At 42.1% G+C, this 24,105-nt stretch carries 28 protein-coding genes and 1 pseudogene; 6 read left to right on the top strand and 23 right to left on the bottom strand.

The genetic code is table 11. The features are described 5' to 3' along the window. Window positions 1-156: 156 nt before the first annotated feature. The 11 genes from xylF to ACTHRG_RS12900 form a co-directional block, all read right to left on the bottom strand. Complete coding sequence (gene xylF / locus ACTHRG_RS12950; RefSeq protein ID WP_420485130.1) at window positions 157-1,257, bottom strand: D-xylose ABC transporter substrate-binding protein; 1,101 nt, start codon at window positions 1,255-1,257, stop codon at window positions 157-159. Further along, window positions 1,254-2,795, bottom strand: a complete 1,542-nt coding sequence (locus tag ACTHRG_RS12945; RefSeq protein WP_440231284.1) for a response regulator — start codon at window positions 2,793-2,795, stop codon at window positions 1,254-1,256. Before ACTHRG_RS12945 ends, xylF begins: the two co-directional genes overlap by 4 nt. Then, window positions 2,792-4,231, bottom strand: a complete 1,440-nt coding sequence (locus ACTHRG_RS12940) for a sensor histidine kinase (protein WP_076260003.1) — start codon at window positions 4,229-4,231, stop codon at window positions 2,792-2,794. Before ACTHRG_RS12940 ends, ACTHRG_RS12945 begins: the two co-directional genes overlap by 4 nt. Next, the gene (locus ACTHRG_RS12935) at window positions 4,228-5,205 is read right to left on the bottom strand and encodes a sugar ABC transporter substrate-binding protein (protein WP_076260005.1); all 978 of its coding nucleotides are present in this window, start codon (window positions 5,203-5,205) and stop codon (window positions 4,228-4,230) included. The genes ACTHRG_RS12940 and ACTHRG_RS12935 overlap by 4 nt, the downstream gene beginning before the upstream one ends. Before the next feature lie 209 nt (window positions 5,206-5,414). Further along, a complete protein-coding gene (locus ACTHRG_RS12930; RefSeq protein ID WP_076260008.1) occupies window positions 5,415-6,590 on the bottom strand; it encodes a sugar ABC transporter permease in 1,176 nt (391 codons plus the stop codon). A 12-nt stretch (window positions 6,591-6,602) separates the two neighbouring features. Next, window positions 6,603-8,123 carry a sugar ABC transporter ATP-binding protein gene (locus ACTHRG_RS12925; RefSeq protein ID WP_076260011.1) on the bottom strand — a complete coding sequence of 507 codons (1,521 nt, stop codon included), beginning with the start codon at window positions 8,121-8,123 and terminating at the stop codon, window positions 6,603-6,605. Window positions 8,124-8,206: 83 nt separating this feature from the next. Next, complete coding sequence (locus ACTHRG_RS12920; protein ID WP_076260014.1) at window positions 8,207-9,313, bottom strand: sugar ABC transporter substrate-binding protein; 1,107 nt, start codon at window positions 9,311-9,313, stop codon at window positions 8,207-8,209. A gap of 227 nt (window positions 9,314-9,540) precedes the next feature. After that, complete coding sequence (locus ACTHRG_RS12915) at window positions 9,541-10,314, bottom strand: TerC family protein (protein ID WP_076260017.1); 774 nt, start codon at window positions 10,312-10,314, stop codon at window positions 9,541-9,543. A gap of 133 nt (window positions 10,315-10,447) precedes the next feature. Continuing rightward, the gene (locus ACTHRG_RS12910) at window positions 10,448-11,305 is read right to left on the bottom strand and encodes a manganese catalase family protein (RefSeq protein WP_076260020.1); all 858 of its coding nucleotides are present in this window, start codon (window positions 11,303-11,305) and stop codon (window positions 10,448-10,450) included. Window positions 11,306-11,363: 58 nt separating this feature from the next. Continuing rightward, window positions 11,364-11,519 (bottom strand): hypothetical protein, encoded by a 156-nt coding sequence (locus tag ACTHRG_RS12905; protein ID WP_175609127.1) that lies wholly within the window; start codon window positions 11,517-11,519, stop codon window positions 11,364-11,366. A 30-nt stretch (window positions 11,520-11,549) separates the two neighbouring features. Further along, entirely contained in the window at window positions 11,550-12,755 is a 1,206-nt protein-coding gene (locus tag ACTHRG_RS12900; protein WP_076260022.1) for an erythromycin esterase family protein, read from the bottom strand. 151 nt (window positions 12,756-12,906) lie between these two features. On the opposite strand from ACTHRG_RS12900, the gene ACTHRG_RS12895 reads away from it, so the two are divergent. Both ACTHRG_RS12895 and ACTHRG_RS12890 read left to right on the top strand, forming a co-directional pair. Next, window positions 12,907-13,230, top strand: a complete 324-nt coding sequence (locus ACTHRG_RS12895) for a DMT family transporter (RefSeq protein ID WP_076260024.1) — start codon at window positions 12,907-12,909, stop codon at window positions 13,228-13,230. Window position 13,231: 1 nt separating this feature from the next. After that, window positions 13,232-13,579: a DMT family transporter gene (locus ACTHRG_RS12890; protein WP_076260027.1), complete on the top strand. Its 348-nt coding sequence runs from the start codon at window positions 13,232-13,234 to the stop codon at window positions 13,577-13,579. Window positions 13,580-13,589: 10 nt separating this feature from the next. Here the strand turns inward: ACTHRG_RS12890 and ACTHRG_RS12885 are convergent. The 3 genes and pseudogenes from ACTHRG_RS12885 to ACTHRG_RS12875 all read right to left on the bottom strand — a co-directional run bounded on the left by ACTHRG_RS12885 (window position 13,590) and on the right by ACTHRG_RS12875 (window position 14,942). Further along, a pseudogene (locus ACTHRG_RS12885) lies at window positions 13,590-14,139 on the bottom strand (GNAT family N-acetyltransferase). 120 nt (window positions 14,140-14,259) lie between these two features. Next, entirely contained in the window at window positions 14,260-14,715 is a 456-nt protein-coding gene (locus tag ACTHRG_RS12880) for a hypothetical protein (RefSeq protein WP_076260030.1), read from the bottom strand. A gap of 35 nt (window positions 14,716-14,750) precedes the next feature. Further along, complete coding sequence (locus tag ACTHRG_RS12875; protein WP_076260033.1) at window positions 14,751-14,942, bottom strand: hypothetical protein; 192 nt, start codon at window positions 14,940-14,942, stop codon at window positions 14,751-14,753. A gap of 147 nt (window positions 14,943-15,089) precedes the next feature. On the opposite strand from ACTHRG_RS12875, the gene ACTHRG_RS12870 reads away from it, so the two are divergent. Next, window positions 15,090-15,557, top strand: coding sequence for an SRPBCC domain-containing protein (locus ACTHRG_RS12870; RefSeq protein WP_076260036.1), 468 nt, complete (start codon window positions 15,090-15,092; stop codon window positions 15,555-15,557). Window positions 15,558-15,593: 36 nt separating this feature from the next. Here ACTHRG_RS12870 and ACTHRG_RS12865 read toward each other — a convergent pair whose 3' ends face one another. Both ACTHRG_RS12865 and ACTHRG_RS12860 read right to left on the bottom strand, forming a co-directional pair. Next, the gene (locus tag ACTHRG_RS12865; RefSeq protein WP_035325486.1) at window positions 15,594-15,797 is read right to left on the bottom strand and encodes a ChaB family protein; all 204 of its coding nucleotides are present in this window, start codon (window positions 15,795-15,797) and stop codon (window positions 15,594-15,596) included. A 294-nt stretch (window positions 15,798-16,091) separates the two neighbouring features. Further along, complete coding sequence (locus tag ACTHRG_RS12860; RefSeq protein WP_076260039.1) at window positions 16,092-16,568, bottom strand: Lrp/AsnC family transcriptional regulator; 477 nt, start codon at window positions 16,566-16,568, stop codon at window positions 16,092-16,094. 208 nt (window positions 16,569-16,776) lie between these two features. Between ACTHRG_RS12860 and ACTHRG_RS12855 the strand changes: the two genes are divergently transcribed. Continuing rightward, window positions 16,777-17,718: a DMT family transporter gene (locus tag ACTHRG_RS12855; protein WP_076260042.1), complete on the top strand. Its 942-nt coding sequence runs from the start codon at window positions 16,777-16,779 to the stop codon at window positions 17,716-17,718. A gap of 44 nt (window positions 17,719-17,762) precedes the next feature. Here the strand turns inward: ACTHRG_RS12855 and ACTHRG_RS12850 are convergent, their stop codons facing one another. Then, entirely contained in the window at window positions 17,763-18,059 is a 297-nt protein-coding gene (locus ACTHRG_RS12850) for a hypothetical protein (RefSeq protein WP_076260045.1), read from the bottom strand. Between the two features lie 239 nt (window positions 18,060-18,298). Between ACTHRG_RS12850 and ACTHRG_RS12845 the strand changes: the two genes are divergently transcribed. Continuing rightward, the gene (locus ACTHRG_RS12845; RefSeq protein WP_076260048.1) at window positions 18,299-18,739 is read left to right on the top strand and encodes a cell wall hydrolase; all 441 of its coding nucleotides are present in this window, start codon (window positions 18,299-18,301) and stop codon (window positions 18,737-18,739) included. Between the two features lie 259 nt (window positions 18,740-18,998). Here ACTHRG_RS12845 and ACTHRG_RS12840 read toward each other — a convergent pair whose 3' ends face one another. The 4 genes from ACTHRG_RS12840 to spxA form a co-directional block, all read right to left on the bottom strand. Then, window positions 18,999-19,409: a hypothetical protein gene (locus tag ACTHRG_RS12840; protein ID WP_286148894.1), complete on the bottom strand. Its 411-nt coding sequence runs from the start codon at window positions 19,407-19,409 to the stop codon at window positions 18,999-19,001. A 552-nt stretch (window positions 19,410-19,961) separates the two neighbouring features. Further along, on the bottom strand, window positions 19,962-20,291 hold the full coding sequence (locus tag ACTHRG_RS12835) for an IDEAL domain-containing protein (protein WP_076260130.1): 330 nt from the start codon (window positions 20,289-20,291) through the stop codon (window positions 19,962-19,964). 84 nt (window positions 20,292-20,375) lie between these two features. Further along, window positions 20,376-20,789, bottom strand: a complete 414-nt coding sequence (locus ACTHRG_RS12830) for an RrF2 family transcriptional regulator (RefSeq protein ID WP_076260054.1) — start codon at window positions 20,787-20,789, stop codon at window positions 20,376-20,378. 86 nt (window positions 20,790-20,875) lie between these two features. Then, a complete protein-coding gene (gene spxA / locus ACTHRG_RS12825; protein WP_076260056.1) occupies window positions 20,876-21,271 on the bottom strand; it encodes a transcriptional regulator SpxA in 396 nt (131 codons plus the stop codon). A 225-nt stretch (window positions 21,272-21,496) separates the two neighbouring features. On the opposite strand from spxA, the gene pdxR reads away from it, so the two are divergent. Further along, a complete protein-coding gene (gene pdxR / locus ACTHRG_RS12820; protein ID WP_076260059.1) occupies window positions 21,497-22,930 on the top strand; it encodes a MocR-like pyridoxine biosynthesis transcription factor PdxR in 1,434 nt (477 codons plus the stop codon). 39 nt (window positions 22,931-22,969) lie between these two features. Here pdxR and ACTHRG_RS12815 read toward each other — a convergent pair whose 3' ends face one another. Together ACTHRG_RS12815 and ACTHRG_RS12810 are read right to left on the bottom strand one after the other, a co-directional pair. Next, window positions 22,970-23,410, bottom strand: a complete 441-nt coding sequence (locus ACTHRG_RS12815; RefSeq protein WP_076260062.1) for a GNAT family N-acetyltransferase — start codon at window positions 23,408-23,410, stop codon at window positions 22,970-22,972. Between the two features lie 237 nt (window positions 23,411-23,647). Then, window positions 23,648-24,085 carry a YfmQ family protein gene (locus ACTHRG_RS12810; protein WP_076260065.1) on the bottom strand — a complete coding sequence of 146 codons (438 nt, stop codon included), beginning with the start codon at window positions 24,083-24,085 and terminating at the stop codon, window positions 23,648-23,650. Window positions 24,086-24,105 lie beyond the last annotated feature (20 nt).

Below are 24,105 nucleotides of genomic sequence, written 5' to 3'. Positions count from 1 at the left end.
AAGCGGGCTTCTTAGTCTAATTGATGCTGTCAAAAGGAAAACCTCCATTTCATTATAATTACATTTATCATACCAGCAGAGAACCGTTCAGGCAATAGGGACTCAGGGACAGGTTCCAAGTCCCAGTCGGCGGCGTGGGTGTCTGTCCCCGCGTCCCTACTTATAAACTTCATCTCTGGAATGAAACCCATCTGCAATAATGGTGCTATCCATGTTGTGTTTATCAACAGCAATAGGCGAAAGAAGGACTGAAGGCACTTCAATTTTGCCATTATTAATTTTTCGGGTTGTTTCTACCTGTTCACCCTTTGCTATTCTGACCGCAAGTTCAGCAGCTTCTTTGGTCAGTGTGCCGATAGGTTTGTATACTGTCATCGTCTGCGTGCCTCTGATGATCCGCTGGGCAGCGGCAAGCTCGGCATCCTGCCCGGCTACAGGGATTTTTCCTGCCAGCCCTTGCACCGCCAATGCCTGGATGGCACCGCCTGCAGTTGCATCGTTTGCCGCGATCACGGCATCAATTTGATTTTGATTGGCTTTAAGAGCCTCTTCCATATTCACAAATGCATTCGCCGGTGTCCAATCTCTGGACCACTGATCATAAACAATCTGAATATCTCCTTTATCAATTAAAGGCTGAAGCACGTTAAAGACTCCTCGTTTGAATAAATGGGCGTTATGGTCAGTGATTGCTCCGCCTATATACACATACTTCCCTTTAGGTACCAGTTTGGTGATGGCCTTTGCCTGCAGCTCACCAACCTTTTCATTATCAAAGGATATGTATAAGTCGATATCAGCATTTTTCACAAGCCGGTCATATGAGATGACCTTAATGCCTGCCTCATGTGCTTTTTTGACGATCGAAGCGGTGGCTTCAGCATTATGGGGAACAACAACCAGCAGGTCCACCCTTTGTTTTATTAATGTTTCTGCCTGTGATATTTGAACCGCATCATTCCCATTCGCAGCCATGATCTCCACTTCCGCTCCAAGCTCTTCTATAGCCTCTTTGAACAGATCTCGATCCTTCAGCCAGCGTTCTTCCAATAAAGTATCCATTGAAAAGCCGATTTTAATGGGTTTCTTCCCATCCTCTTCTCCTTGCACTTTGCCTGCAGGTATTGCTTTCCCGGGATTTTTTTCGATTGCTGTATCCATTTGGCAGGCTGACAGGAGGCAAACCAGAAACAGTGCAGCCAGAGTCAGCTTCCTTTGAATCCTATCCATCTGTCTTGCCCCTTTTCCTTCCATCAGTCTCTTTTGCCCAGAAGGGTTTTGCGGAATTCCGTCGGTGAGCGGCCGCACATCTTTTTGAAAACCTTGCTGAAATAGTTCGGTTCATGATAACCCACCTCAAAGGTAATTTCCTTCAGACTTTTCCCCTGATCTGCCATCAGCTTCTTTGCTCTTTCAATACGGCATTCAGTCAGGAAGTCAATATAGTTAACCCCTAGCTTCTCCTTGAACATTTTACTGATATAAATCGGGCTTAACCCCACTTTCCTTCCCAATGCTTCAAGAGAAATATCTTCATGGGAATGTTCGGTTATATATTGTTTCAGCTGATGGACAGTATCCGCTTCCAGCCTGTCGTAATGCTCCATAAACGATTTCCTCATTTGTCCTAACAATTCATCTGTTTCAGAGCGAAGCTGCCGGAAATCCTGCGTTTGATAGGCAAAAAATGGTGCGGGAGCTTCAACCCCAATCTCACTCATTACGCGTGAAGCAATCCAAAGCATTTGCAGCACCCGCTGCTGAGCTTGAATCACCCCTGCTCTTTCCGTTTCACAACGCTGAATCATCTCCATTACACGCAAGCTGATTTGCTGCCATTTTCCAAGCCTGACTTGATCGAAAAACTGTTTTTCCCGTTCTTTGGTCAGTTGCAGATCCTCCCCTGCACTAAGTACTGGCACATCAGAATAAAAACGGTATTTAACAGGAAGAGTTGAATCCAAAGTGGCAATAAGAGATTCCTGATAGGATTGACGGATGGATTGCAGGGAACCGCAAGCATTCCCGATCCCGACGAACCAGCCTTCTGATGACCCTTTTTTTGCAAGAGAAAGAATTTCGCCGGCCATGGATATAGCCTGCAAACGGAATGAATGCTGCTTTTCCCGAAAAACAATGATGGGAAGCTGACGGCCATATAGTGCACCTACCCATGCACTGCCTGCTTGTCTGACCTTCTCTTTGACTGCGGTATAGAGGTGTCCCTGTCCATCAGGAAGCAGAATGCTCATGACAAACTGTTCATCTGTTGAGCGAATATCGAGCATTTCAACCAGCATATCCAGATGAACTTCATGGACATGATCGAACAGCAGCTGTGTCACGACATCTGTCTCAATGACCGGAAGAGCCCTTTGCAGCGCATCCTGCTGGAGCTTTGTCATTTCACGGAACCTCCGCTCTTCCTCAATCTGTTCAAGCACCCTCCCAATTGTTGCTTCAATTTCCGTGATCTTGCTTGGCTTCAGTAAATAATCCTTTACCCCAAGCTTTATCGCCTGGCGTGCATAATCGAAAGTATCGAAAGCTGTAATCATGATAAATTTAATATGCGGAATCTCTTCACTGATTTGCTTTATAGCTTCCAGGCCATTCATCCCTGGCATTTGGATGTCCATCAGGATTAATTCAGGCATAAACTCTTTAGCCAGCTGAACGGACATCTTTCCATTTTTCGCCTGGATGATTTCAACACCAGGAAAGGCTTTCTGCAGAATCATTTCCAGTCCTTCCCGCTCAATTTGTTCATCATCCGCGATCAGAAGTTTTGTCATGCAGCCCCCCTCCTATCTTTCGGTATTTTCATAACTACTTTTGTGCCTGCAGCACTGCTCTCAATGCTCATGACATCGTCACTGCCGTAAAAAAGGCGCAAACGCCTGACTACATTGGTAAAACCAATGCCTGTTGAATTTCCATCTTTCTGAATGAACTGCCCTTGAAGAATCTGTTTAATTTTAAATTCCTCAATTCCTGGACCATCGTCTTCCACTTCTATAATTACACAGTCATTTCCGTCCTGAATGCGAAACCAGATTTTCCCGCCATCTTCTCTGGGCTCGACTGCATAATTAACGGCATTCTCGATGATTGGCTGCAGCGTGAGACCCGGAATGTCCACATTCAGACACGTTTCATCTATAGACATTTTCAAATGCAGACGATCTGTAAATCTGGCTTTTTGAATATCCATGTACTGCTGCAGGACCATCACTTCTTCACCAAGTGTCACGGGCCTATCAAGCCTTTTTAAGTTATAGCGGAGCAGGCCGGCAACACTTACAAGCAAGTCACTTGTTTCAAGAGAACCTTCCAGATAGGCTTTCTTGGAAAGGGTATTTAATGTGTTAAATAAAAAATGAGGGTTAATTTGGCTTTGCAGGTTCAAGAGCTGGCTTTCCTTCAGCAGCAGCTTGCTTTCCTGCAGCTCATGCTCCAGCTGTGCCTTATGCTGGATTTCTGAAATCAGATTATTGATATTAACCCGCATCCGGTCAAAAGTCTGCGCAAGGAAAGCAATTTCATCATTCGAATCTACCTTTATCGGCAAATGAAATCTTCCCCTTGATAAATCATTGGCTGCCTTGGTCAGCTTCTGTACAGGCTTCGTGATGCTCAAGGAAAAGCCATAGGTCAAGAACATTAAAAGGCATGTGATCATCAGCATGAGCCAAATCCCCAGTTTTTTAATTTCTTCGGATTGTTCAATGATCCCCCGGTAAAACCGTTCATATGTATTCAGTTCACTATCGACCAGTGTCAGCGTCATCTCAGATATATACATGGAGATGCGCGTTGCTTCCGAGAATTCCTTGGCCGAGTCCTCTGTCTCCTTTTCTTTAAAGAAAAGAAGGGAGCGGTCCGTTGTCTCAACCAGGCTATCAATTAGATTCATATAATTTGTCAGTGCGAAATCATTTTCTGAATTTCGCAGATATGAAACTTCACTTCTCACCTTTATCATTTTTTCCTTGCTAGTGTTTAATTTGTCCAAATTCTCCGGAATGGGGGTGATAAAATAGTTATTCAAGTCTGCAATCATCTGCTGGCTTGTCCTTGTAACCTCATTCATCCGAAGGTACCGCTGAAGGATATCGTTATATTGATTCTGAGTTTTCTGATTATAATAAGTAAGTGTGATCCAAATGGCTGCCATGATCAAAAGAATTACAGTCGTAAGTGTCCAGATTTTCTTATGTATTTTGTTCATTTCTTTTCCATCGTCTTTAATATCCTGATATCGGTCAGGTAGCCATCAGATTTCAGCGGCACTTCTTCATCCCTGAGCCATTTTAAAATCAGTTCTGCACTGAGGCTTCCCATTTTCTCAGGGGATTGTTCGATGATTCCATCAAGTTTTCCCTGAGTAAGCAAAGAAATTGAATCCGGACCATCGTCAAAAGAATAAATATAATAAGGTTCAACCAGTGATCGCCTGCCAATTTCATGAATCATCGCTCCGGCTATATTGGCCTTAATAGCTACAAAACTATCAGTATCCGGGTTTTGATTCAGCATGTTCTGAGTGGAAGCAATAATTTCCTCCCTAACATCAGTCGTTTCCGCATAGACTGTCTGGATATTTGGGTAATCCTTCAGTACTTCATGGATCCCATCGAGGCGCTGCTGCTGATAATACTCTTTATGCTTGTCGCCCATAAGGATGACTTTTCCCTCATGGCCCATATCGTCAAGAAGCTGTTCTGCAATTAACTGCCCGGCCAGATATTGATCAGAGCCGACGTACGTTTTTCTCAAACTTTCAGATTTGGGCACGTCATTGGCCACTGTAATAATCGGAATTCCATAAAAAGCTGCTTTTATCTTTGCTAAATCTTTGAATTCCTGAGTGTCCAGACCCTGAACAATGATGCCGTCCACTTTTGATTGAATGGCTATCTCCAGCTTTTTTAAAAATTCCTCTTGATTCTTTCCATAGCTTCCCCAGACTTCCAGACTTGCCCCATCCTTCCGTGCTTGTTCCTGTGCAGCAATACCTGCCTTATCCCAAAAAGGGGTCTCTAATTCCTGCGTTATCAGAACCAGCCGGTATTTCACTTCCTTTCCATCCGATGCTGCCGGAAGATCCCGTTCGGATGTAAACGCTTTCTTATAAAGCGTGAATGTGAAATAACCAAGGACGATACATGTTAGACAAAATATTAAAATACCCGTTTTACGCAAGGCTGTATCTCCGTTTCTAAGTATGAATAGTTAAATAATTTTAATTCTATCACCTTTTTAAGGCTGATAGAAGAGTTAGAAAGTGAGAGGATTGTTTGGTGTTAACAAGAGGATAATCAGCGCTTTATGGAATGCTGCCCATCTGCATCATAAAGGCACCCTTCCCGGATGCCCCATTTTCAAAACTATGAATGCAGGAAACTGGTAATCTAGCCTCTCTTCTTCCGAGTCATGACATCAAAGATCACAGCACCCGCCAGTACGCCTCCACGGATCATATACTGGAGGGAAACCCCTACTCCGAGCAGATTCATGCCGCTGGATAAAGAAGCCATGACCACAGCACCAATAATAGCACCGGTGATTTTGCCCACGCCCCCTGCTGATGAAACCCCGCCAACATAAGCAGCTGCAATGGCATCAAGTTCAAATAATGTCCCGGCAGTAGTAGTCGCTGACTGAAGCCGGGAGGTAAATAATATACCTGAAAGGGCTGCCAGCATCCCCATTGAACCGAAGACTATATACGTAATTTTATTTACATTGATTCCGCTCAGATGTGCCGCTTCCGGATTGCTTCCTACTGCATATATATGTCTTCCGAGCACGGTTTTCGTTGTCAGGAAATGATAGACGACAACCACTAAAAGCATGATGACAACTGTCCAGGAAAATCCGTTGTAGCCTGCGAGGATCCATGTAATATAGGAAATGATAGCTGAAACGAAAACTAATTTGACAATAAAAATCCCTTTAGACACTACCTCGAATTGATAGTTGATCTTTTTTGTCCGGGTGGAAATTTCACTGTATATATACAGCAATATCGCTAGTAATCCCAGAATCAGTGTAAGCAGGTGCAGTCCATTCACTTGCATAACGGAAGGAATAAATCCGTTCCCGATTGCGTTAAATCCGGCATCCTTGATGATAATGGTCCCTGTTTTCTCTGTTACCTGAAGAAGGGCTCCTCTGAAGATCAGCATTCCTGCAAGTGTAGCAACAAAGGATGGGATACCAAATTTTGCAACTAGAAGACCGTTGAACAGTCCGACAAAAATACCCAGCGCCAGAATAACCGGAATAGTGATATAAAAAGGCACTCCCATTCCCGTCAGGAGAATTGCAGCAATGGCCCCCAAAAAGCCGGCAACAAATCCGACTGAGAGGTCAATATGGCGAATCACGATAACCAGCGTCATCCCCACTGCCAGGACAGCGATGTACCCCGTTGAATCAAGCATGTTGCTTATATTCCGTGAAGACATAAACAGCCCGTCAGTCATAATGGTGAAAGTGAGCATAATAACGAATAAGGCAATGTACATGCCGTAGTCACGGATATTATCTTTAAATAGCGTCTTCGCTTCGTTAATAAATTCCATTAGATTAACCTCCTATTGCGTAGCAAGCTGCATAATACTTTCCTGATTGGCTTCTTCAATCGACAGCTCACCTTTCATTTGGCCTTCCGCCATGACATAGACACGATCGCTCATCCCAAGAACTTCACCCAGTTCCGAAGAAATCATAATGATGCTCATGCCTTCCTCAATCAATTGGTTCATAATCGTATAAATCTCGAACTTAGCTCCCACATCAATGCCACGCGTCGGCTCGTCCAGAATCAGCAATTTCGGCCCGACAAATAGCCATTTGCCCAGGGATACTTTCTGCTGGTTTCCTCCGCTTAAGTTGCCGACAACCTGTTCAAGTGATGAAGCTTTGATATACATGGACTTTTTATATTCCGCTGTTTCCTTCACTTCTTCGTTATCGTTAATCACTCCATTTACTGCAACCCGTTTGAGATTTGCTGCAGAAATGTTGTTTTTAATGTCCTGTATTAAAAACAGGCCGTCCCCTTTTCGGTCTTCCGTCACATACGCAATCCCTGACCTGATGGCGTCACTCGGATGCTTCAGCGTCTTTGGAACTCCCTCCACCAGGAGCTCGCCTTGCAATTTATAAGATTTTGGATTTCCGAAAATACTCAGGGCAAGTTCTGTCCTGCCTGACCCCATCAAGCCAGCAATCCCGACAATTTCTCCTTTTTTAACATGAAAATTTACATCTTTTACAACCTGCCTGCCCAAATGCACAGCATACGCAGACCAGCTGCGAAGCTCGAGAACAGGATCACCAAACGTCTTGTTCGGCCTCTTCGGATAAATATCTTCAATCTCCCTGCCAACCATGTTTTTGATAATGACATTTTCAGAGATTTCACCTTTTGCTGCGTCCAGGGTACAAATGGTTTGGCCATCACGAAGCACCGTCGCCTTATCTGCAATGGAAATGACTTCCTTCAGCTTATGGGAGATCATAATGCAGGTAATTCCCTGCTTTTTCAGCTCACCTAACAAATCCAGCAGATTTTCGCTGTCATCTTCATTCAATGCTGCAGTCGGTTCATCCAGGATAAGCAGTTTCACATCCTTGCTTAAAGCTTTGGCTATTTCGACCAACTGCTGTTTTCCAACGCTCAGGTCTTTAACGAGTGTCTCAGGGTTCACATCGAGCTTAACCTTATCCAGCATTTTTTTAGCTTCAGCAATGGTCCGGTTCCAATCGACGATTCCCCCTTGCTTGATTTCATTGCCCGCAAAAATATTTTCATAGACTGTGAGATCAGGAAACAAGGCAAGCTCCTGGTAGATAATGACGATTCCTGCCTTTACACTGTCACTAATCTTGTTGAATTGCTGCACACTGCCCTCAAATACAATATCACCCTCATATGTGCCATAAGGATATACGCCGCTGAGCACCTTCATCAGAGTGGATTTGCCCGCTCCATTTTCACCGATTAAGCAGTGTATCTCACCTTTCTCCACCTTGAAATTGACATTGCTGAGCGCTTTAACACCTGTAAACTCTTTGGAAATTCCGTGCATTTCCAAAATATTTTCGCTCATTATGACTCCCCCTTAGCCAAACAGCTATTCAGAAGGAGAAATAGTGATAGACGCATCTATCACTACTTCTCGTCCTTTATTGATTAAAGCCCTGTAAATTCATCTGCTTTATAGTATTCAGAATCGATCAGTTCATTTTTTACGTTATCTTTGTCGACAACGATTACATCTGTTTGCTTTGCTTTAACTTCAATCTTGCCGTTATCGTAAGATCCAGTTGTCTCAGGGTCTTTGTCTTCAAGGATATCAATCGCCATGCCCATTGCATCTTTTACGAGAGTACGAACATCCTTGAATACTGTCATGGATTGCTTTTCATCAATAACGTATTGAATGGAAGCTTTCTCTGCATCCTGACCTGTCACAAGATAGCTGGATACTGCGCTGTCAGTTCCAAATACATCTGCAATGGAACGGGCAGTTCCGTCATTCGGAGCAAGAATAGCCACATCGCCCTTCAGATCGTCAGAGGCTGCTGTCAAATGGGTTTGCGCTTTGTTCTTTGCTTCGTTAGGATCCCAGTTGGTTGTTACCTGACCAATAATTTTGCTTAGCTGGTCACGGGACAGATCAGCTGTATCTTTCAAAGCTTCGGCTTCGCTTGAGTTAGCAATCTTGAATGTGCCATCTGAAATTTTAGGCTGAAGCACGCTCCATGCTCCCTGGAAGAATAAGAAGGCATTATTATCAGAAGCAGCGCCGGCATATAGGTACAGTGGCACGTCCTTGCCCTTTGCGTTGTCAACTAAATATTGTGCCTGTGCAGCTCCTACTGCAAGGCTGTCAAATGTTACATAATAATCAATTGCATCTGTGTTAGTAATTAAACGATCATAGGAAATGACTTTTACGCCATCCTTCTTTGCGGCTTCAACCGCCGCTGCAGCTGCATCACCATCTTGAGGACAGATGATCAGTACATCAATCCCTTTGTTCAGCAAAGTCTCTACATTTTCTTTTTCCTTAGCCGAAGATCCCTGGCTAAATAAAATTTCAGTTGTGTATTCCGTTCCTTTTAACGCATCTTTAAATCTTTGCTCATCCTGAACCCACCTAGGCTCATCTTTCGTTGGCAAAACAATCCCGACACTTACTTCACTGCTTCCGCCGCCGGTTCCCTGGCTGCACCCTGCTGCAATAAATGCAAATATCAACAGCATAAGAGAAACGACTTTCCACTTTCTTTTCATTCTTTTTCCCCCTTTATAATGGATAAGAATTACCTGTCTACAGGAAAAATTATAACTTTATTCCCAGTTCATGAAAGCGTTATCACTAGCACTCTTTTAATATCACCTGTAATTTTTTATACTTTAATCGAATGCTGCAGCAGTTTTATTCACCCAATCAAAAAAGACAGTCCGCAAAAGCTGCCCATAAAAAAAATGCGTTAATCCTAAGATCAACGCATTTCTCTTTATAAAGCTTCACCCTCCGTTTGTTTCTTACCCGGAGCAAACCACCCAAGCAGTGCAATGGCCACCAATACACCATAGAAGACGATAGTCCAGCCTGTACTATGAGGAAAATGATGATCAAGGACACCAATATCCTCATGGGCAAGTGTGATAACAGCAAGCTTGACACCAACCCAGGCGACAATCGCATAAGCCGTTGTTTCCAATGCAGGCCGTTTGCCAAGCAGTTTCACAAACCAGGTTGCCGCGAACTTAATCAGGATCAGACCGGCAATCCCGCCAAGCACGACTACGATAAACTGCCCGCCATCCATGCCTCCGAAATCATCAAGCGGTGAATCCGGCAAACCAAGTGCCAGTGCAACAGCAGCAAGAATCGAATCGATGGCAAAGGCAAGATCGGCTAATGCAATCTTTCCTACTGTAGGCCAAAATCCTTTCCCGGCCGCTTCTTCCTTCACATCCTCGCGAATATTTTTGTTTTCTTTCCCGAACTTGGCTTTAATCACATGTTTTAAACCAAGGTACAATAGATAGGCGGCTCCAATCGCCTGGATCTGCCAGACGTTTGCGATAAATGAGATGGCAAACAGTGCTCCAAACCGGAAAACAAATGCCATAATGATTCCGTAATTTATCGCTCTTTTCTTCTGATCTTCTGGTAAATGCTTCGCAATGACGGCTAATACGAGAGCATTGTCAGCCGAAAGCAATCCTTCCAGTCCAATTAATATCAATAATGCCCAGGCATACTCGAGCCAAATAGACTCCATCCGCGACACTCCTTTCAGGAACAAACAAGTTCTTCTTTAATTCGATAACTATAGATTCCCCAAAAATGCTAAAGGAAACCTTAAAAATATATAGAAAAATGGCGTCCTATATTCAGGACGCCATTAGAAAAAGCTAATTATTCAAATCAAAAAGCCCCGGAGCATGCTCATTCGGCATATCAGGCATTTCTGGAACTGGATAACCTTTTGGCGGTTCTACTACAGCAAGATCTCCGCCATTTCTGCTTGGAGTTTTACCCTGGAAGACCTCACCGATCCTGGTATCATCCAGCCTGAAATTAAACTGGGCATTATGAAAGCCCATTTCCACATATTTACGGCATTCCGGGTATTTATTTAGATCGTAATTAGGAATCGGGAATATTTTACCCCAATCCACTCCCAGCGTTTCCAGTGCTTTTGCGAAGGCATTTTGATGGGCATTATCCCGCACTATCAGAAAGGCAATCGTTTCCCTCAGCGTCTTATTGCTGCTCATCTCGTAAATCCTTGATTTTTGAAGAACTCCGGTGGATTCAAGAACCACATTATTCAGGAGGTTCGCCACCAGGTTGCCATGGTCATATACCCAGGAGCCATTCCACGGGTTGCCGCCAGCATCGACTGGAAGTGAAGCCTTTGCCCCAATTATGAAATGATGCGGATTCGCTCCACCCTGGATGACATCATCCAAAGGAGCCCCATCTGCTGCCTGGTTGCCGGGCATTTCGCCTCCAGCTTCATTCAGAAGCTGATTAATCGTGGATTGGACAAGCTCCACATGGCTCAGCTCTTCCAAAAATACGCCTCTTATCAGATCGCGGTATTGCTTCGCCTTTCCTCTGAAATTCGCACTTTGGAATGAGAACTGCATCATGGTCCGCATTTCGCCAAACTGTCCGCCCAATGCCTCCTGCAGCACTCTCGCCGCATGCGGATCCGGCTTATCAGGTACAATCATATTGATTAAATCTTCTTTATAAAAGTACATGGATCATCAATCTCCTTTGACTAAGCATTCTAAATTAGAATGCCTGACCGGCGGTCCATTATTCATCCCGGATTGATGTTTCAGTACACTTTTTTGGAGAAGTAAGACCTTGCATTAAAGTCCCGTGGAAAAACAAAGGAACAGTAGACCAGCCCGCAATCGCCGAGTACTCTTCATTTAATATGTATTCACTTGTCGGATTCATAGTACCCATGACCACATACCCTTTCCTGCTCTCATTCCTTCATCGCTCTAAATAAACGGGCGGCTGCACCACTCTGCAAAAAAAGATGCCGTCATAATGCTTTTGAGGATAAATGGAAATCGGCAGCTGTCCCATCATTCCTGCTTCAAGGAGCTGCCATCTCCGCTTCATCCAATTGCGCTCCGGCAGCTCCTTGTCACATAAAGGCACAAAGCTGTCATGCCGGCAAGCGTCCAGAAGCAAACTTTCCAGGTGCTTATTTTTGGAGGCATTAATGGAAAAGTGAACCCTTATCAGGGAAGCAAACTCACCCTCTCCTGCATAAAACCCTACTGAATAAACTTGATTACTATATCTGCTGCTGGACAGGAGCTGTCCGACAGTCGTAATTCCCAAAAGGCTTGAGGTCAGTGTTTTGCTTTTTCTAATATGAAAATTATGAGCCCAGACAATGACCTTTTCACCCTTGAAATGCTCTTCTAATAACCACTGCAGATTGTTGAACATATTCGCTCCCCGCATAACACCAGATGCCATCAAGCTTTTTGTATTGATTTCCAGCCACTTCAGACGGTTTTTCAGCCCCTCTCCAATAACCTTCAGGATCTCTTCTCTTTCCAGATCAGCTTCACTTACTCTTCTAGCAAAAAGCTCCAGGCACGATTGATATAAACCCATGCACATTCGTATCTTTTCTTTGACCACTTTTGGTATTTTGGCTTGTCCTCTAATCTCCTCATCGATTTCAAAGAATACGGTTTCTGCCCGATTGATTGAAGAAACCATTTCTTTGTCAGTGTGGAGTTCGAGCCAGTCCAGCATCTGATGAGAGACCTGCTGATTTGCAGGCTGAATATCCATTCCTGCAATATGAAGGCCATCTGCCCAGGACTCCTGAAATAAAGGAAGCATCTCTTCGTTATGAAAAATATCAAGAAGACTGTGCTGAATTTGTTCTTTAGCAGGCAGGCCTTTCAGCAGTCTTCTGCTTAATACCGCTTCAAGCAGGCCACTCTCCAATACAACAGCATTAAATCCATGGACCTCATGCAAATATTTAATCATATTCACTTTGGTTCTATAGTAATCTCCGATTCCATGGCTGCTCTCTCCCAGCAGCACAATCCTTTTCCCCTCAACATATCGATCCATACAGGAGAAATCAAGCGGATCCGTTATTTCACAGCTCTTGCCGGCTATTTGATCTATCCAAAGTGATTTTGTTTTTCGAGTTATGAAGTTCATTAACAAGCCTCCAACCTGGGTCCCAATATGACTATGCCTATTAATACGATTTGGAAATAAATTGGTTTCACCTATTCATATACTTGGCAAAAGGAGCCTTCGAAAAGGTAAAATAGATTGAAACCATTCGCAGAAGAAACGGGGAGACTATATGAATGCCTATTTTCTTTTAGCATTAGCCATTGTAAGTGAAGTGGCTGGCAGCTCCTTGCTTAAAGCAGCAGACGGATTTAAAAAGCTCCTGCCATCCATTGGTGTAATCATTGGATACAGTGTCGCTTTTTACGCGCTATCTTTATCATTAAAATCGCTGCCTCTCGGCGTAGCCTATGCGGTCTGGGCCGGCCTCGGGACTGTGCTGACAGCCTTAGTCGGGATCTTTATCTACAAAGAGAATGCAAATGGCAAAAAACTGCTGGGGTTGGCTTTAATAGTCGGCGGAGTCATCTTGTTGAATAGCAGCGGAGGCCATTAATATGAGGGGCTATGTATTCTTAACAATTTCAATCGCTGGAGAGATCTTTGCCACTACCATGCTCAAATTGTCGGATGGATTAACCGTGCTGCTTCCGACTGCAGGAGTCGTGTTTGGGTATGCACTCTCATTTTATTGCTTATCATTATGTCTTAAAACTGTTCCATTAAGCCTGGCTTACGCCATTTGGTCTGGGGCAGGAACTGCGTTAACTGCTTTGATAGGCGCCATTATTTGGGAAGAAGCTTTTAGCACCCTTAAGATAGCCGGAATTTTGCTGATTATAGGCGGGATTTTTCTATTGAATTCATCTCACAGTACAGGAACGGCAAAAGAGCCTTCACGCTGAGGCTCTTTTTTTAGTTTGGCTCAATATCTTTAATCCTGACCCGCCAAATCATATGATGAGCCCCTTTACCCCAATAATCCTTTAACAGATATTCCGGTTCACCAAACTTCTTTTTCCAGATCTTTTGTGATTGTTTATAGCCCGAATCCAGACAGAACTCTTCCACCCCTTTATTCTTTAGAGTCACGTACATTTCATTTAGCAATTGATTGCCAATGCCTGATTTCTGATAGTCAGGATGCACAAATACTGTACCCATTTCATATATATCACTTAGCGCCCCCTCTGTACTTTTGTTTATAAGCTCACTTGCCGGGCCGTATTCAATGGTGCCGATGATCTTATCACCAGCTAAAGCAATTAAAAAAAAATCTATTTTTGCCGCCGCTTAACAGATCGCAATGCAGATATTCATTCTTGGCTTCTATCTCATCTTCCATGTCTTCCTTCAGCTCTCCTATACCTTCTTTATGAAATGTATCGGTGATCACTGCCCTGAAGAAATTGTTCAGCTCCGCCTTATCCCCTGCCTTTGGTCTTCTTATCAGAACTCTAAGCATTATACACTCTCCCTTTCATACCTGTTCCTGTGTCTTGCTTGCATAATTAAAAAGCCCCCTTAATTTAGGGGGCACTCTATGCAGATAAACTCTCTATATCCAAATTTGGAAATCCTCCAATTACTGAATGACCACATTCCCTGCATATTGTGCACTTCCACTATCAGAACGAAGATACACTTCTATTACATATTCACCTTTTTCTTCAGGAAGAGAAAAAGAACGATGGTCATTTAAGGCCAATTGAATCTCCTTATCATTTTTCCAAAGGGAAACTGATAATTCTTCCACCATAAAATCCTCACTGTCAAACAGCAGATCTATTTTTTGCCCGGCATTATAGGTCAGTGCTTTCTGTTTCTTCGCAAATGATTTTATATCATCTGTCTCTTTCTTGATCTGCTTGTTATTTTCTCCTATCCAATCAACATTTGCTTCCTTTAATTCTGCTGACTGTACACTATCGGTGTTGGAGAGAGTTACAGCTGGCGGAGTGAAATCATATTCTTCCGCTATGCAGCCCGTCAATGCCATAACCAGCCATAACCCGGCAGCCAGTTTCCAAAAACACTTCATTTAGCACCTCTTTTTTTTAATAATATGGCTTGGAATCAGTCACCGCCGCCTCCGCAGCCGCCGCCATCTCCTCCGAAACTATCACAGTTATCCGAACTGCTGCTATAATCTCCTATATAATGATGGGAGGATGAATCCCCGCTATCATAAGTACGTTTTGATGGTTTGGAACCACTAATACCAATTACAATAATAAGAAGCAAACCCATAATAATTATTCCTGTCATGTCCATCACCCCTTATTTCTATATACGGATGAGGGATTGTTTAGTTTCAGAAAATTTACAAATTAGTAAGCTTTATTAATTTCCAGCGGGCTTTGCCGAAAAAACTAGTAAGATGCTTTTGATTAAGTAGAAAATGAGGATTCTAAAATGAAAGAAATACTGGTTTACAGATATGAGGATGTCATTCACGCCCCCATTGATCTGGTTTTTAAATACGTGGATGATGATGAAAAAATAAAGCTCTGGAATACCATGCTGATCGAAAACATATATGACAATGAGGAAAATAAACCAATCCCGCAGCCTGGGACTAAATTTGTTACCGTTCAGAAATTGGATAAAAAAATACTCAAAATCGATTCCGAGCTGATCGAATATGAGGCTCCCTATAAAGTGGTTATGCACTCCCATTCCAAAGAGGGATTAAGCATTTCAAGGTATCTCTTATCAAGGGAACATGACGGGACACGCCTGATTGTAGAAGCCAGCCTGATTCCAAGCAGCCTCTTTTATAAGCTGACAACCAAACTTTTAGGCTGGACGGCTAAATTTGTGTTTGAAGAGCAATACCAGAAATTGAAGAAATATGTTGAGAATGAAGCGGAAGAAGATTGAAAAAAGGTGTCCTCAAACGGGACACCTTTTACCTATTTACTCTTCCTTTTCAACCCATTTATCATCATCATTCTTCTCATATTTCTTCTTCACTGCACTCCAGGCTACCTTAAAGGCCGTTTCTTCTTCGTCATACTCTTCACTTGCAGAATTAAAAGCTTCCTTAAAGATTTCCTGGGCATGATGCGGAAGATTGTCTTTAACGGAGTCTGGCAGATCGCTTAGTTTATCGTATGGCATTTTTGTTTCCTCCCCTGCACAAGTACTTATATGTATTTTTCCTGATTATGTTTGTTTTAAACACAGACAAGCATACCCCTCATACAGAAAAGCTAATCGGCTGCCCGTCCATCGTTTAAATCCAATCTTTCACATAAGCCACTAATCCGACCACAGAACCAATTGCTGCGCCAAAAAGCACATAATAACGGGTTTGGAGCTGCGCGAGCTTTTTCGTCAACCTGATCCCTCCTAAAATTTGTTTCTAGATTCTACGTTTTTTCTGGAAAATGTTTCAATTTTACCATAAAAATGCTAATCTTGAATCGGCAGCACCGTCGAATCTTTTATCTCCCTCAGCGCCAGGCTGGTCTGTATTTTCGTAATCCCCAATTCATTCAGCTTCCTGATAAACATCTCCAGCCCCTTGCGATCCTTGCACGCCACTTTCAAAAGATAATCATACTCTCCTGTTAAACAATGACATTCCAAAACTTCCTTCATGGATTCCAGCGTCTTTTCAAGAGATTCCAGTTTTTCCGCCTGGTGCATATTGGTGCTCATAAACACGAAGCATAATAAGTCAAAGCCCAGCTTCTCATGACTTAGAATAGCGACATGCTCCTGGATATACCCTTCCGCTTCCAGTCGCTTAATTCTTGCATGAACAGCCGGAGCTGACAGGTTCACCCTTTTCGACAGTTCCAGATTGCTAGTCCGCGCATCCTTTTGAAGTAAATCCAAGATTTTTATATCCAGGTGATCCAATACTTTACTTACAATCGATTCCACTGTCCATCCACCCTTTTCAATTATTCCAAATCCTTTTCAAATTACATACCAAAACTGAATTTTTCTTAATTATTATCCAATATACTATTAATTATTTTAAATTAACTTCATTATACAAAATTATCTTTTGTTTAATATAAAAAATGTTAAAATTATTCATATAAACAATGTCATTGTGCACAATGGCTCTGAAAAGGGGCTAAATGACGTGAAATATTATCTTCTCCTTTTATTAACAAGCTTACTTTGGGGCGGAAATTTTATTGTTGGAAAAACGCTTGTGGACCACGCATCTCCTATTACCTTAACCATTTTAAGATGGACCATCGCCATTATCTGTCTTGTTCCTCTTGTCTGGCATAAAGAAAAACGGCTCCTGCCGCCGAAAAATGCCATCCTGCCATTATTGCTGATGGGTATCACGGGCGTTGCTTTGTTTCAGGCTCTGCAATTCATGGCACTGGAAAAGACATCGGCTACTAGTGTTGGCTTAATCTCTACATTAAATATGTTTTCCATTGCTGGCTTCTCTTTCATTTTTCTAAAGGAAAAAATAAACACACTGCAGCTCGTGTCCATGTTCGTTTCATTGTTTGGCGTCGTAATGGTCCTTTCAAAAGGCAGCCTGGAAATGCTGGTCTTACTGCAGTTTAATACCGGAGATCTTTATATGATGGCTGCAGTGGGCATGTGGGGAATCTATTCGGTCTGCAGCAAATGGGCCATGTCTTTCGTTTCACCAATGATGTCCATTCTTTACTCAGGCATATTTGGCCTTCTTGTGCTTCTGCCATTTGGTACTGCTGATTTCACCGTCACAGATGTCACTGCTTCCTTTCTTTTATCCATTTTGTATACGGGTCTGATCTCAACAGTCCTATGCATGGTGCTCTGGAACATCGGGATCAGCCAGCTGGGACCAAGCACTTCCGGCCTGTTCCTAAACTTTAATCCGATTTTCACAGCCCTCTTAGCTTTTATCTTCTTAGGAGAGGTTATGAACTGGATACAAGCCATTGGAAGCATTATTGTCATTGCGGGTTGTTTCTTATTCTCGGCACTTAAAACAAGACCTCGAAAAACAACAATGGGGATTCCTGCAACAGTGTTTAAGAGCGGGACAGAGGGACAGATGCCCCGTCCCAGTTGAAAATTGGGGACAGAATACCTGTCTGTCCCCTTGTCCTTTTCTTGTTAGTGAGCTATTGAATTAGCTGCCAGATAAAAAGCCATACAGATGCTAATCCCGCATAGCAGAATTAACATTATATAAAAAACCTTTCTCCAAAAACCGCCTATGTAGTAGATGCTTACTAAAAAGTAATAGATTAATGCACTTCCAAAAATAAACAGAAGAAATTCTTTGGTTTCTTCCTTTGATGGCAGTGGTGTCGTCACATTTGTTAAAGCCATGCCACTGAAAATAAATAAGCCTATACCATATAATAAATTTTTCAGGCTTACTTCTCTTTTATCATCTTTAGTTTTCAAGATACCTACCCCCTTAAATGATGGTACGAATTCCCAAAATGAAAGTTTCACCCAATATTTACTTTTCTGCATTTCTCTTACAGACATAGCATATAAATTAGCAAGCTCATTAACTCTAATATTTATATATCTAATAAGGGGGTGCTGAACGCGATGCAGTTTGCACCCCCAATTAATATTTTCTCGAGTCAACATGTTTGCAGAATTTCCTAATACAATTCCTTTAGAGGTGATTAAAAGTGCCAAGAGTACAATATACCGACAGCGATGTAGCTTTAATGGCAAGGATGATGAGGGCAGAGGCCGAAGGTGAAGGAAAACTGGGGATGCTGATGGTTGGAAATGTAATCGTTAACCGGCGAAAAGCTAATTGCCTCGATTTTGAAGGCTTAAGGACCATCCCGCAAGTCATTTTCCAGGTGCAGGGAGGGAATTATTCTTTTGAAGCTGTACAAAAAGGAAATGTCTTTTACAACAGGGCACGAAGTGTGGAAAAGAGATTGGCCAAACAAACCTTAGACTTTTGGAGACAGCATCCTTCCAAGTTTGCTCTCTGGTATTTCAATCCGTACGCCGCATGTCCGCCAACATGGTACGATCAACCTTTCTCAGGGCAATTCAAACAGCATTGCTATTATGAGCCTAAGGCCAATACATGTGAAGGCGCTTATATTTGGTGAACATGACCCCCACGTTTTGTGGGGGTATTAGTTAATCATATGATTTCTGTAATCGAGATTTATAAAAGTGCTATATACAAAATAGGAAAATAGCGGAAATAGTTTTGATGATAGGATTCTATATCTTTTTGGTTTAGCCTAAACATATTCATCACCCCGATTTCAGTTTATAGGCAATGGAGGGAATGGTGTATTGTGATATTTACATCTTGGAATTCCATTGTGTTCGGACAAACATAGGCTGACTGGACAATACACATCAAATCCCACCAACATCCATAAGATACACGCCGCCCATAAACACAATCCAAATGAAAACCGGCAAACCTAATGATCTCAAAGCATCTCTCCAGCCGCCGATTTGTATACGGCGTAAAACAATATCCGTAACAAAAAATAATACAGCTGCAGCTAAACTTAAGCCAAGTAAAATTAATCCAAAAAGCAAGTGAAGGAATAAGGAAATATAAAATTCCAGTTTCTTGTTTGTTTTGTAAGAAATAAACAGGGCTATGTAATCACTAATGGCAGAAGTTACTGTGCCATAAACCAAAATGACCGGGAAGCTGTACAGAAGATAGAAGGGAATGGACAACATAACTCCCTGAAAATACTCGCCAGCTGAATTAACTTCTCCGGCAAACGGATCCGCTGCAATCAGACCTAACATAACGGCGAACAGCGACCCTGCTATAGATGCAGTTATTATTTTTCTTGCCAGCATTTGACTGAAATTGTATTTGATATAAAATCATCCCTTTTAAAAAAAATATTGCAATGATCACTCACATGCTACCTTTTCACCAAATGTAAAAAGCAACAAAGACAATAAAAAATGAAACAGCTACATTTAGATACCCATACTGTTTTCTGCCTTTCATAAACTCATCCGTCCCCATCACCATCATAGACAAGCTTAACAAAAACAAATTAAAAGGCATCCACTCAAAGTTATTAGTAACTAACATATAAAGTGCTAAAGGAAGAATAATAACAGACAAAACTATTCGTAATATTTTTATAAAACACTATCCTCCCAATCAGCCGATACGCGATATTAAAACTTACAAAAAATAGTGGTAACCCACCTGGTATAATATATTCGAAATCCAAGCTCTAATCCCTCTTCAAATGGTATTTTTATGGGGATAACTACAAAATAAAAACAAAGTGCCTGCATCCACCTGCTGATAAGCAGACAGACACAGGCACTTCCCCGGATTTATTTAACATCCTTCACAAGCTCTCTCATTGAGTTCAGCTTCGAGGTCAATTCAAAGAACCATTCTTCATCTCCAGTGGAAAGAGCAAGATCAATTAGGAAATGAATCTGTTCCTTGTTGGACACTTTCGCCGCCGGGATTTTCTTAACCTGTTTGCTCTGCAGCGGAATGATTTTGCCTTCAATGGTTTTATTATCACTCGAAATCACCTTTGTCTTAATAATTCCTTCATCAAGGTTCTCGATATAGCCAATGATCAGTTCCCCTTCACGGGATTTTCCCTTAACCCAATCTCCCGTTTTTAAAATGGCATTATGGTTGGACATCATTTCATTCACCTTCTTCGAAGAGTTTTTCAAAACTGTAACATTTTTTATTACATTTTTGCTGCTGGAAAGCCTGGAAGCTTCCAATTAATTTTCTTTATGGATGAGATCAACAATATCTTTTAAGGTATAGTGCTTCAAATATTCACCCAAATGTTCCTCTGCACCTAAAAAGATGCTGATCAGAACTCTTTGCATATTCGCACCCACTACACACGCTTCATTGGAATCCGGACACTTCGGCTGAAGTGCACCTTCAGATGTAATCTTATAAATATCCCAAAGATTCACTTCACTTAAATCCCGGGCAAAAATAAAACCGCCGCCCGTTCCCTCTTTTGATTTAATAAATCCATGTTTTTTTAATAAACTCAGGACTTTTCGGATTCGGACCGGATGGACACCTGCACTTTCAGAAATCGCATCGCTCGTTGACATGCGATCCAGCTGCAGAGCGAGATAAGTTAGACTGTGAATGGCAAGAGTAAAATCGCTATTCATGGCCGGCCTCCTATATTTTCTGCTGTTATACTGTAATGTTAAGTTTTACAGATTAGCTTGTCAAGAATATACAGCCTGGCGCTAATCTAGTTAGCCAATCTTTGCAGTTCATTGTAAGAAAACGTACGAAACTTCCGTGGAAGGAAGCTGCGGATTTCGTCTTCGTTAAAGCCGACCTGGAGTCTTTTTTCATCTAAAATAATCGGTCTGCGCAGCATTTGCGGGTTATCAATAATTAATTGATATAACTCTTTCAGCGGCATGGAATCAATATTCACGTTCAGCTCCTGGTAAGCTTTTGATTTAGTAGAGATAATCTCCTCGGTTCCATTTTCTGTAAGGCGAAGAATCGATTTGATTTCATCAACGGTAAGCGGATCGGTTACAATATTCCGTTCGACATACTCAATTTGATGCTCCTCAAGCCAGGCACGGGCTTTCCGGCAGGAACCGCAGCTTGATGATAAGAATAAATTCACCATTTAAAAACACTCCCTCTATTGTGTTCGTCTTTATAAAAATGTAATAATAAAAATTACAGTTAATAGACCATTCATTTGCATTCATTTTTACTACAGGATATACTGTAATAATAATATTTACAGTTACAAAAGTCAACATGAACTTTCACTCAATTTTGCAGCCGATAATTTTTCTAAGAGCTGATATAATATTACATAACTCATTTTTTTAAAAGGATGTTTCAATTGGATTGGAAACCTGATAGAAAATCAAAAACACCTATTTATAAACAGCTGGCGATTTATATAGAAAACGGGATAGCAGATGGCACCTTCCCGCCAGACAAGCCGCTGCCCTCAGAAAGAGGATTAGCAAAACAGTTTGATATCAATAGAAGCACGGTTGTTGCTGCATATGATGAACTGGAGTCAAACGGGATCGTTGAACGTAATCGGGGAAGCGGTACGATGGTCAGCAAGGATATTTGGGGAATGGCGAAAAGACGTATTCCAAGCTGGAACCGGTATATTGAAGCAGGCTCCTTTTTGCCCAACTTACCAGTCACACAAAGGATCCATAAAGAACTGGCAGAGACAAAACTGATCAATCTGGCCAGCGGGGAGCTCTCTCACGACCTCTTTCCGTTGGCTTCCCTAAGAGAAATTACTTCCAATCGCTCTTTTATCGGGACACTGGGGTACGATCACCCGCAGGGAAATGAAATTTTGAGAAAAACACTGGCTGATCATGTAAAAGAGTACCGGGACATCGAGACCAGCCCTTCTTCCATAATGATTACATCCGGTGCCCAGCAGGCCCTGCACCTTGTCGTTCAATGCCTCTTAAAACCCGGGGACTCTGTTGCAATCGAGGATCCCTCTTATCACTACAGCCTGCCAATCTTTAAATCAGCCGGAGTCAAAACCTATTATTTAAAAACAGGCAAGTATGGAGTAAATCCTGAGGATATTATAGCCTTATATAAAAAGCATCGAATAAAGATGATCTTTTTAAATCCTATTTTTCAAAACCCTACAGGCACATTGCTTCCTGAAGACAGGCGCAGAAAAATCCTTGAATTGTCCTCTGAATACGGGATTCCGGTGGTGGAGGATGATCCTTACAGCCTAACACCCTTTACCGGTGAAAAAATGAATACACTCAAATCCCTGGATCGCGATGGCATTGTTTTATATATTAGTTCTTTGACCAAAATTGTCGCTTCCGGGCTTAGAATCGGCTGGATCATTGGCCCCAGATCGGTAATTGAGCGGTTATCAGATGCCAAGCAGCAGGTGGATTTCGGCCATGGCAGCTATTCACAATGGGTTGCGAATGATTTTATTGAGTCCGCAGAATTTGAGTCACATTTAAAATTTCTGACCAGGCAATTAGAACAGCGGAGAAACTCAATTGTTTCAAGCCTGGATCATTTTTTGGAAGACCAAGTGGAATTTAGTACACCGCAAGGCGGAATACATCTTTGGTGCCGGATCAAAAAAGAGCACAATGAAAATCAGCTGCTTGAAGAGTCAATAAAACATGGTGTCATATATGTTCCCGGAACAACCATGGGATCCGAGAAAGGGTTCGTTCGATTTACATTTGGCAGGGAAAATGAAGTAAACATTCATGAAGGGATTAAACGGTTTGCCGATGCCCTGATAAATCTCGAATAATGAAAGAACGCCTGGGTTTCAGGCGTTCTTTCTTCTTTATTAAACACTTAATTCATAATGGTAAAATTGCTCATCCCGCTTAAACCCGATTTTTTCATAGAGTCTTTGTGCAGAGAAATTATCAGGAGCCGTACTGAGGCTGAGACTTACCGCCCCTGTTTCAGCAGCGAGCTCCTTCGCTTTGTCTATGAGCTTTTCCCCTATTCCCAGATTTCTTGCCTCTGCATCCACATACAAGTCATTCAGGATCCAGGCTCTTTTCATAGATATAGATGAAAAAGTTGGGTAAAGCTGAGTAAATCCAAGATACTTTCCTTCCTTCTTCACCACATATATGACAGAATCCCTCTTTTCTAAGCGTTCTTTTATGTACTCGGCTGCTGCTTCCAAATCGGGTGCTTGTTTGTAAAATATACGATATAAATTAAATAAAGCGGAAACTCCTTCTAGATCCGCCATTGAAGCTTGATATATTTCCATTTTTATAACCACCTTTATAACTTTAATTAAGTAATTATATAAATATTAACAAATATTTGTAAACTCAATATGTACATGTATTGAAAAAGGCCCCAATCCCTTATGACTATTTTTCATATATCATCAGAATCAAAGGAGCACCCACGATCTGCATGGTAAGCTGCAGTTAATTACATCCCTCCTGCAGACAAAAAAAGCCTAGATCCAAGGATCTAGCTTTCATTTAATATTCTTAGTTTAACTGACCTTTATTGCCAGTGAGCTGTTTTGAAGGCTATCAGAAATCAGGCTGTATGCGATGACCTTTTTTCTGCGCTGTTTGACCACATCAATGCGGTCCTTATAGCTATATACGAACAGCTTGTCATCTCTTTCCAGAAACTCGATAACTATTGGTATTCCACTGAACTCAGGCCGTAAAAAAAGCTGTTCGCTGCCCGGGTGGATATAATGTTTCTTAATAAATATTCCTTCATTGAACTGATTGATAATCTGAAGTTTCTCCTTATCTTCCAGCCTATTATCACCAATTGTGACTGTAACCTCTTTCTCATCAAGCCTGGAATGAGTTTCAAATTTCCGGATCAGCCAATTAACCGTGCCGGTCGGCATACAGGTCAGCACGATTTTCAGCAGACTAACGAGAATAATAGGTACCAATACTGCCCATGTCATCTTTCTTCATCTCCATCTGT

Source organism: Cytobacillus sp. SAFR-174, from assembly GCF_051964675.1.
Classification (GTDB): domain Bacteria; phylum Bacillota; class Bacilli; order Bacillales; family Cytobacillaceae; genus Cytobacillus.
Note: the sequence above shows the minus strand (reverse complement) of the source record. Positions and strands in the feature narration are given on the sequence as shown.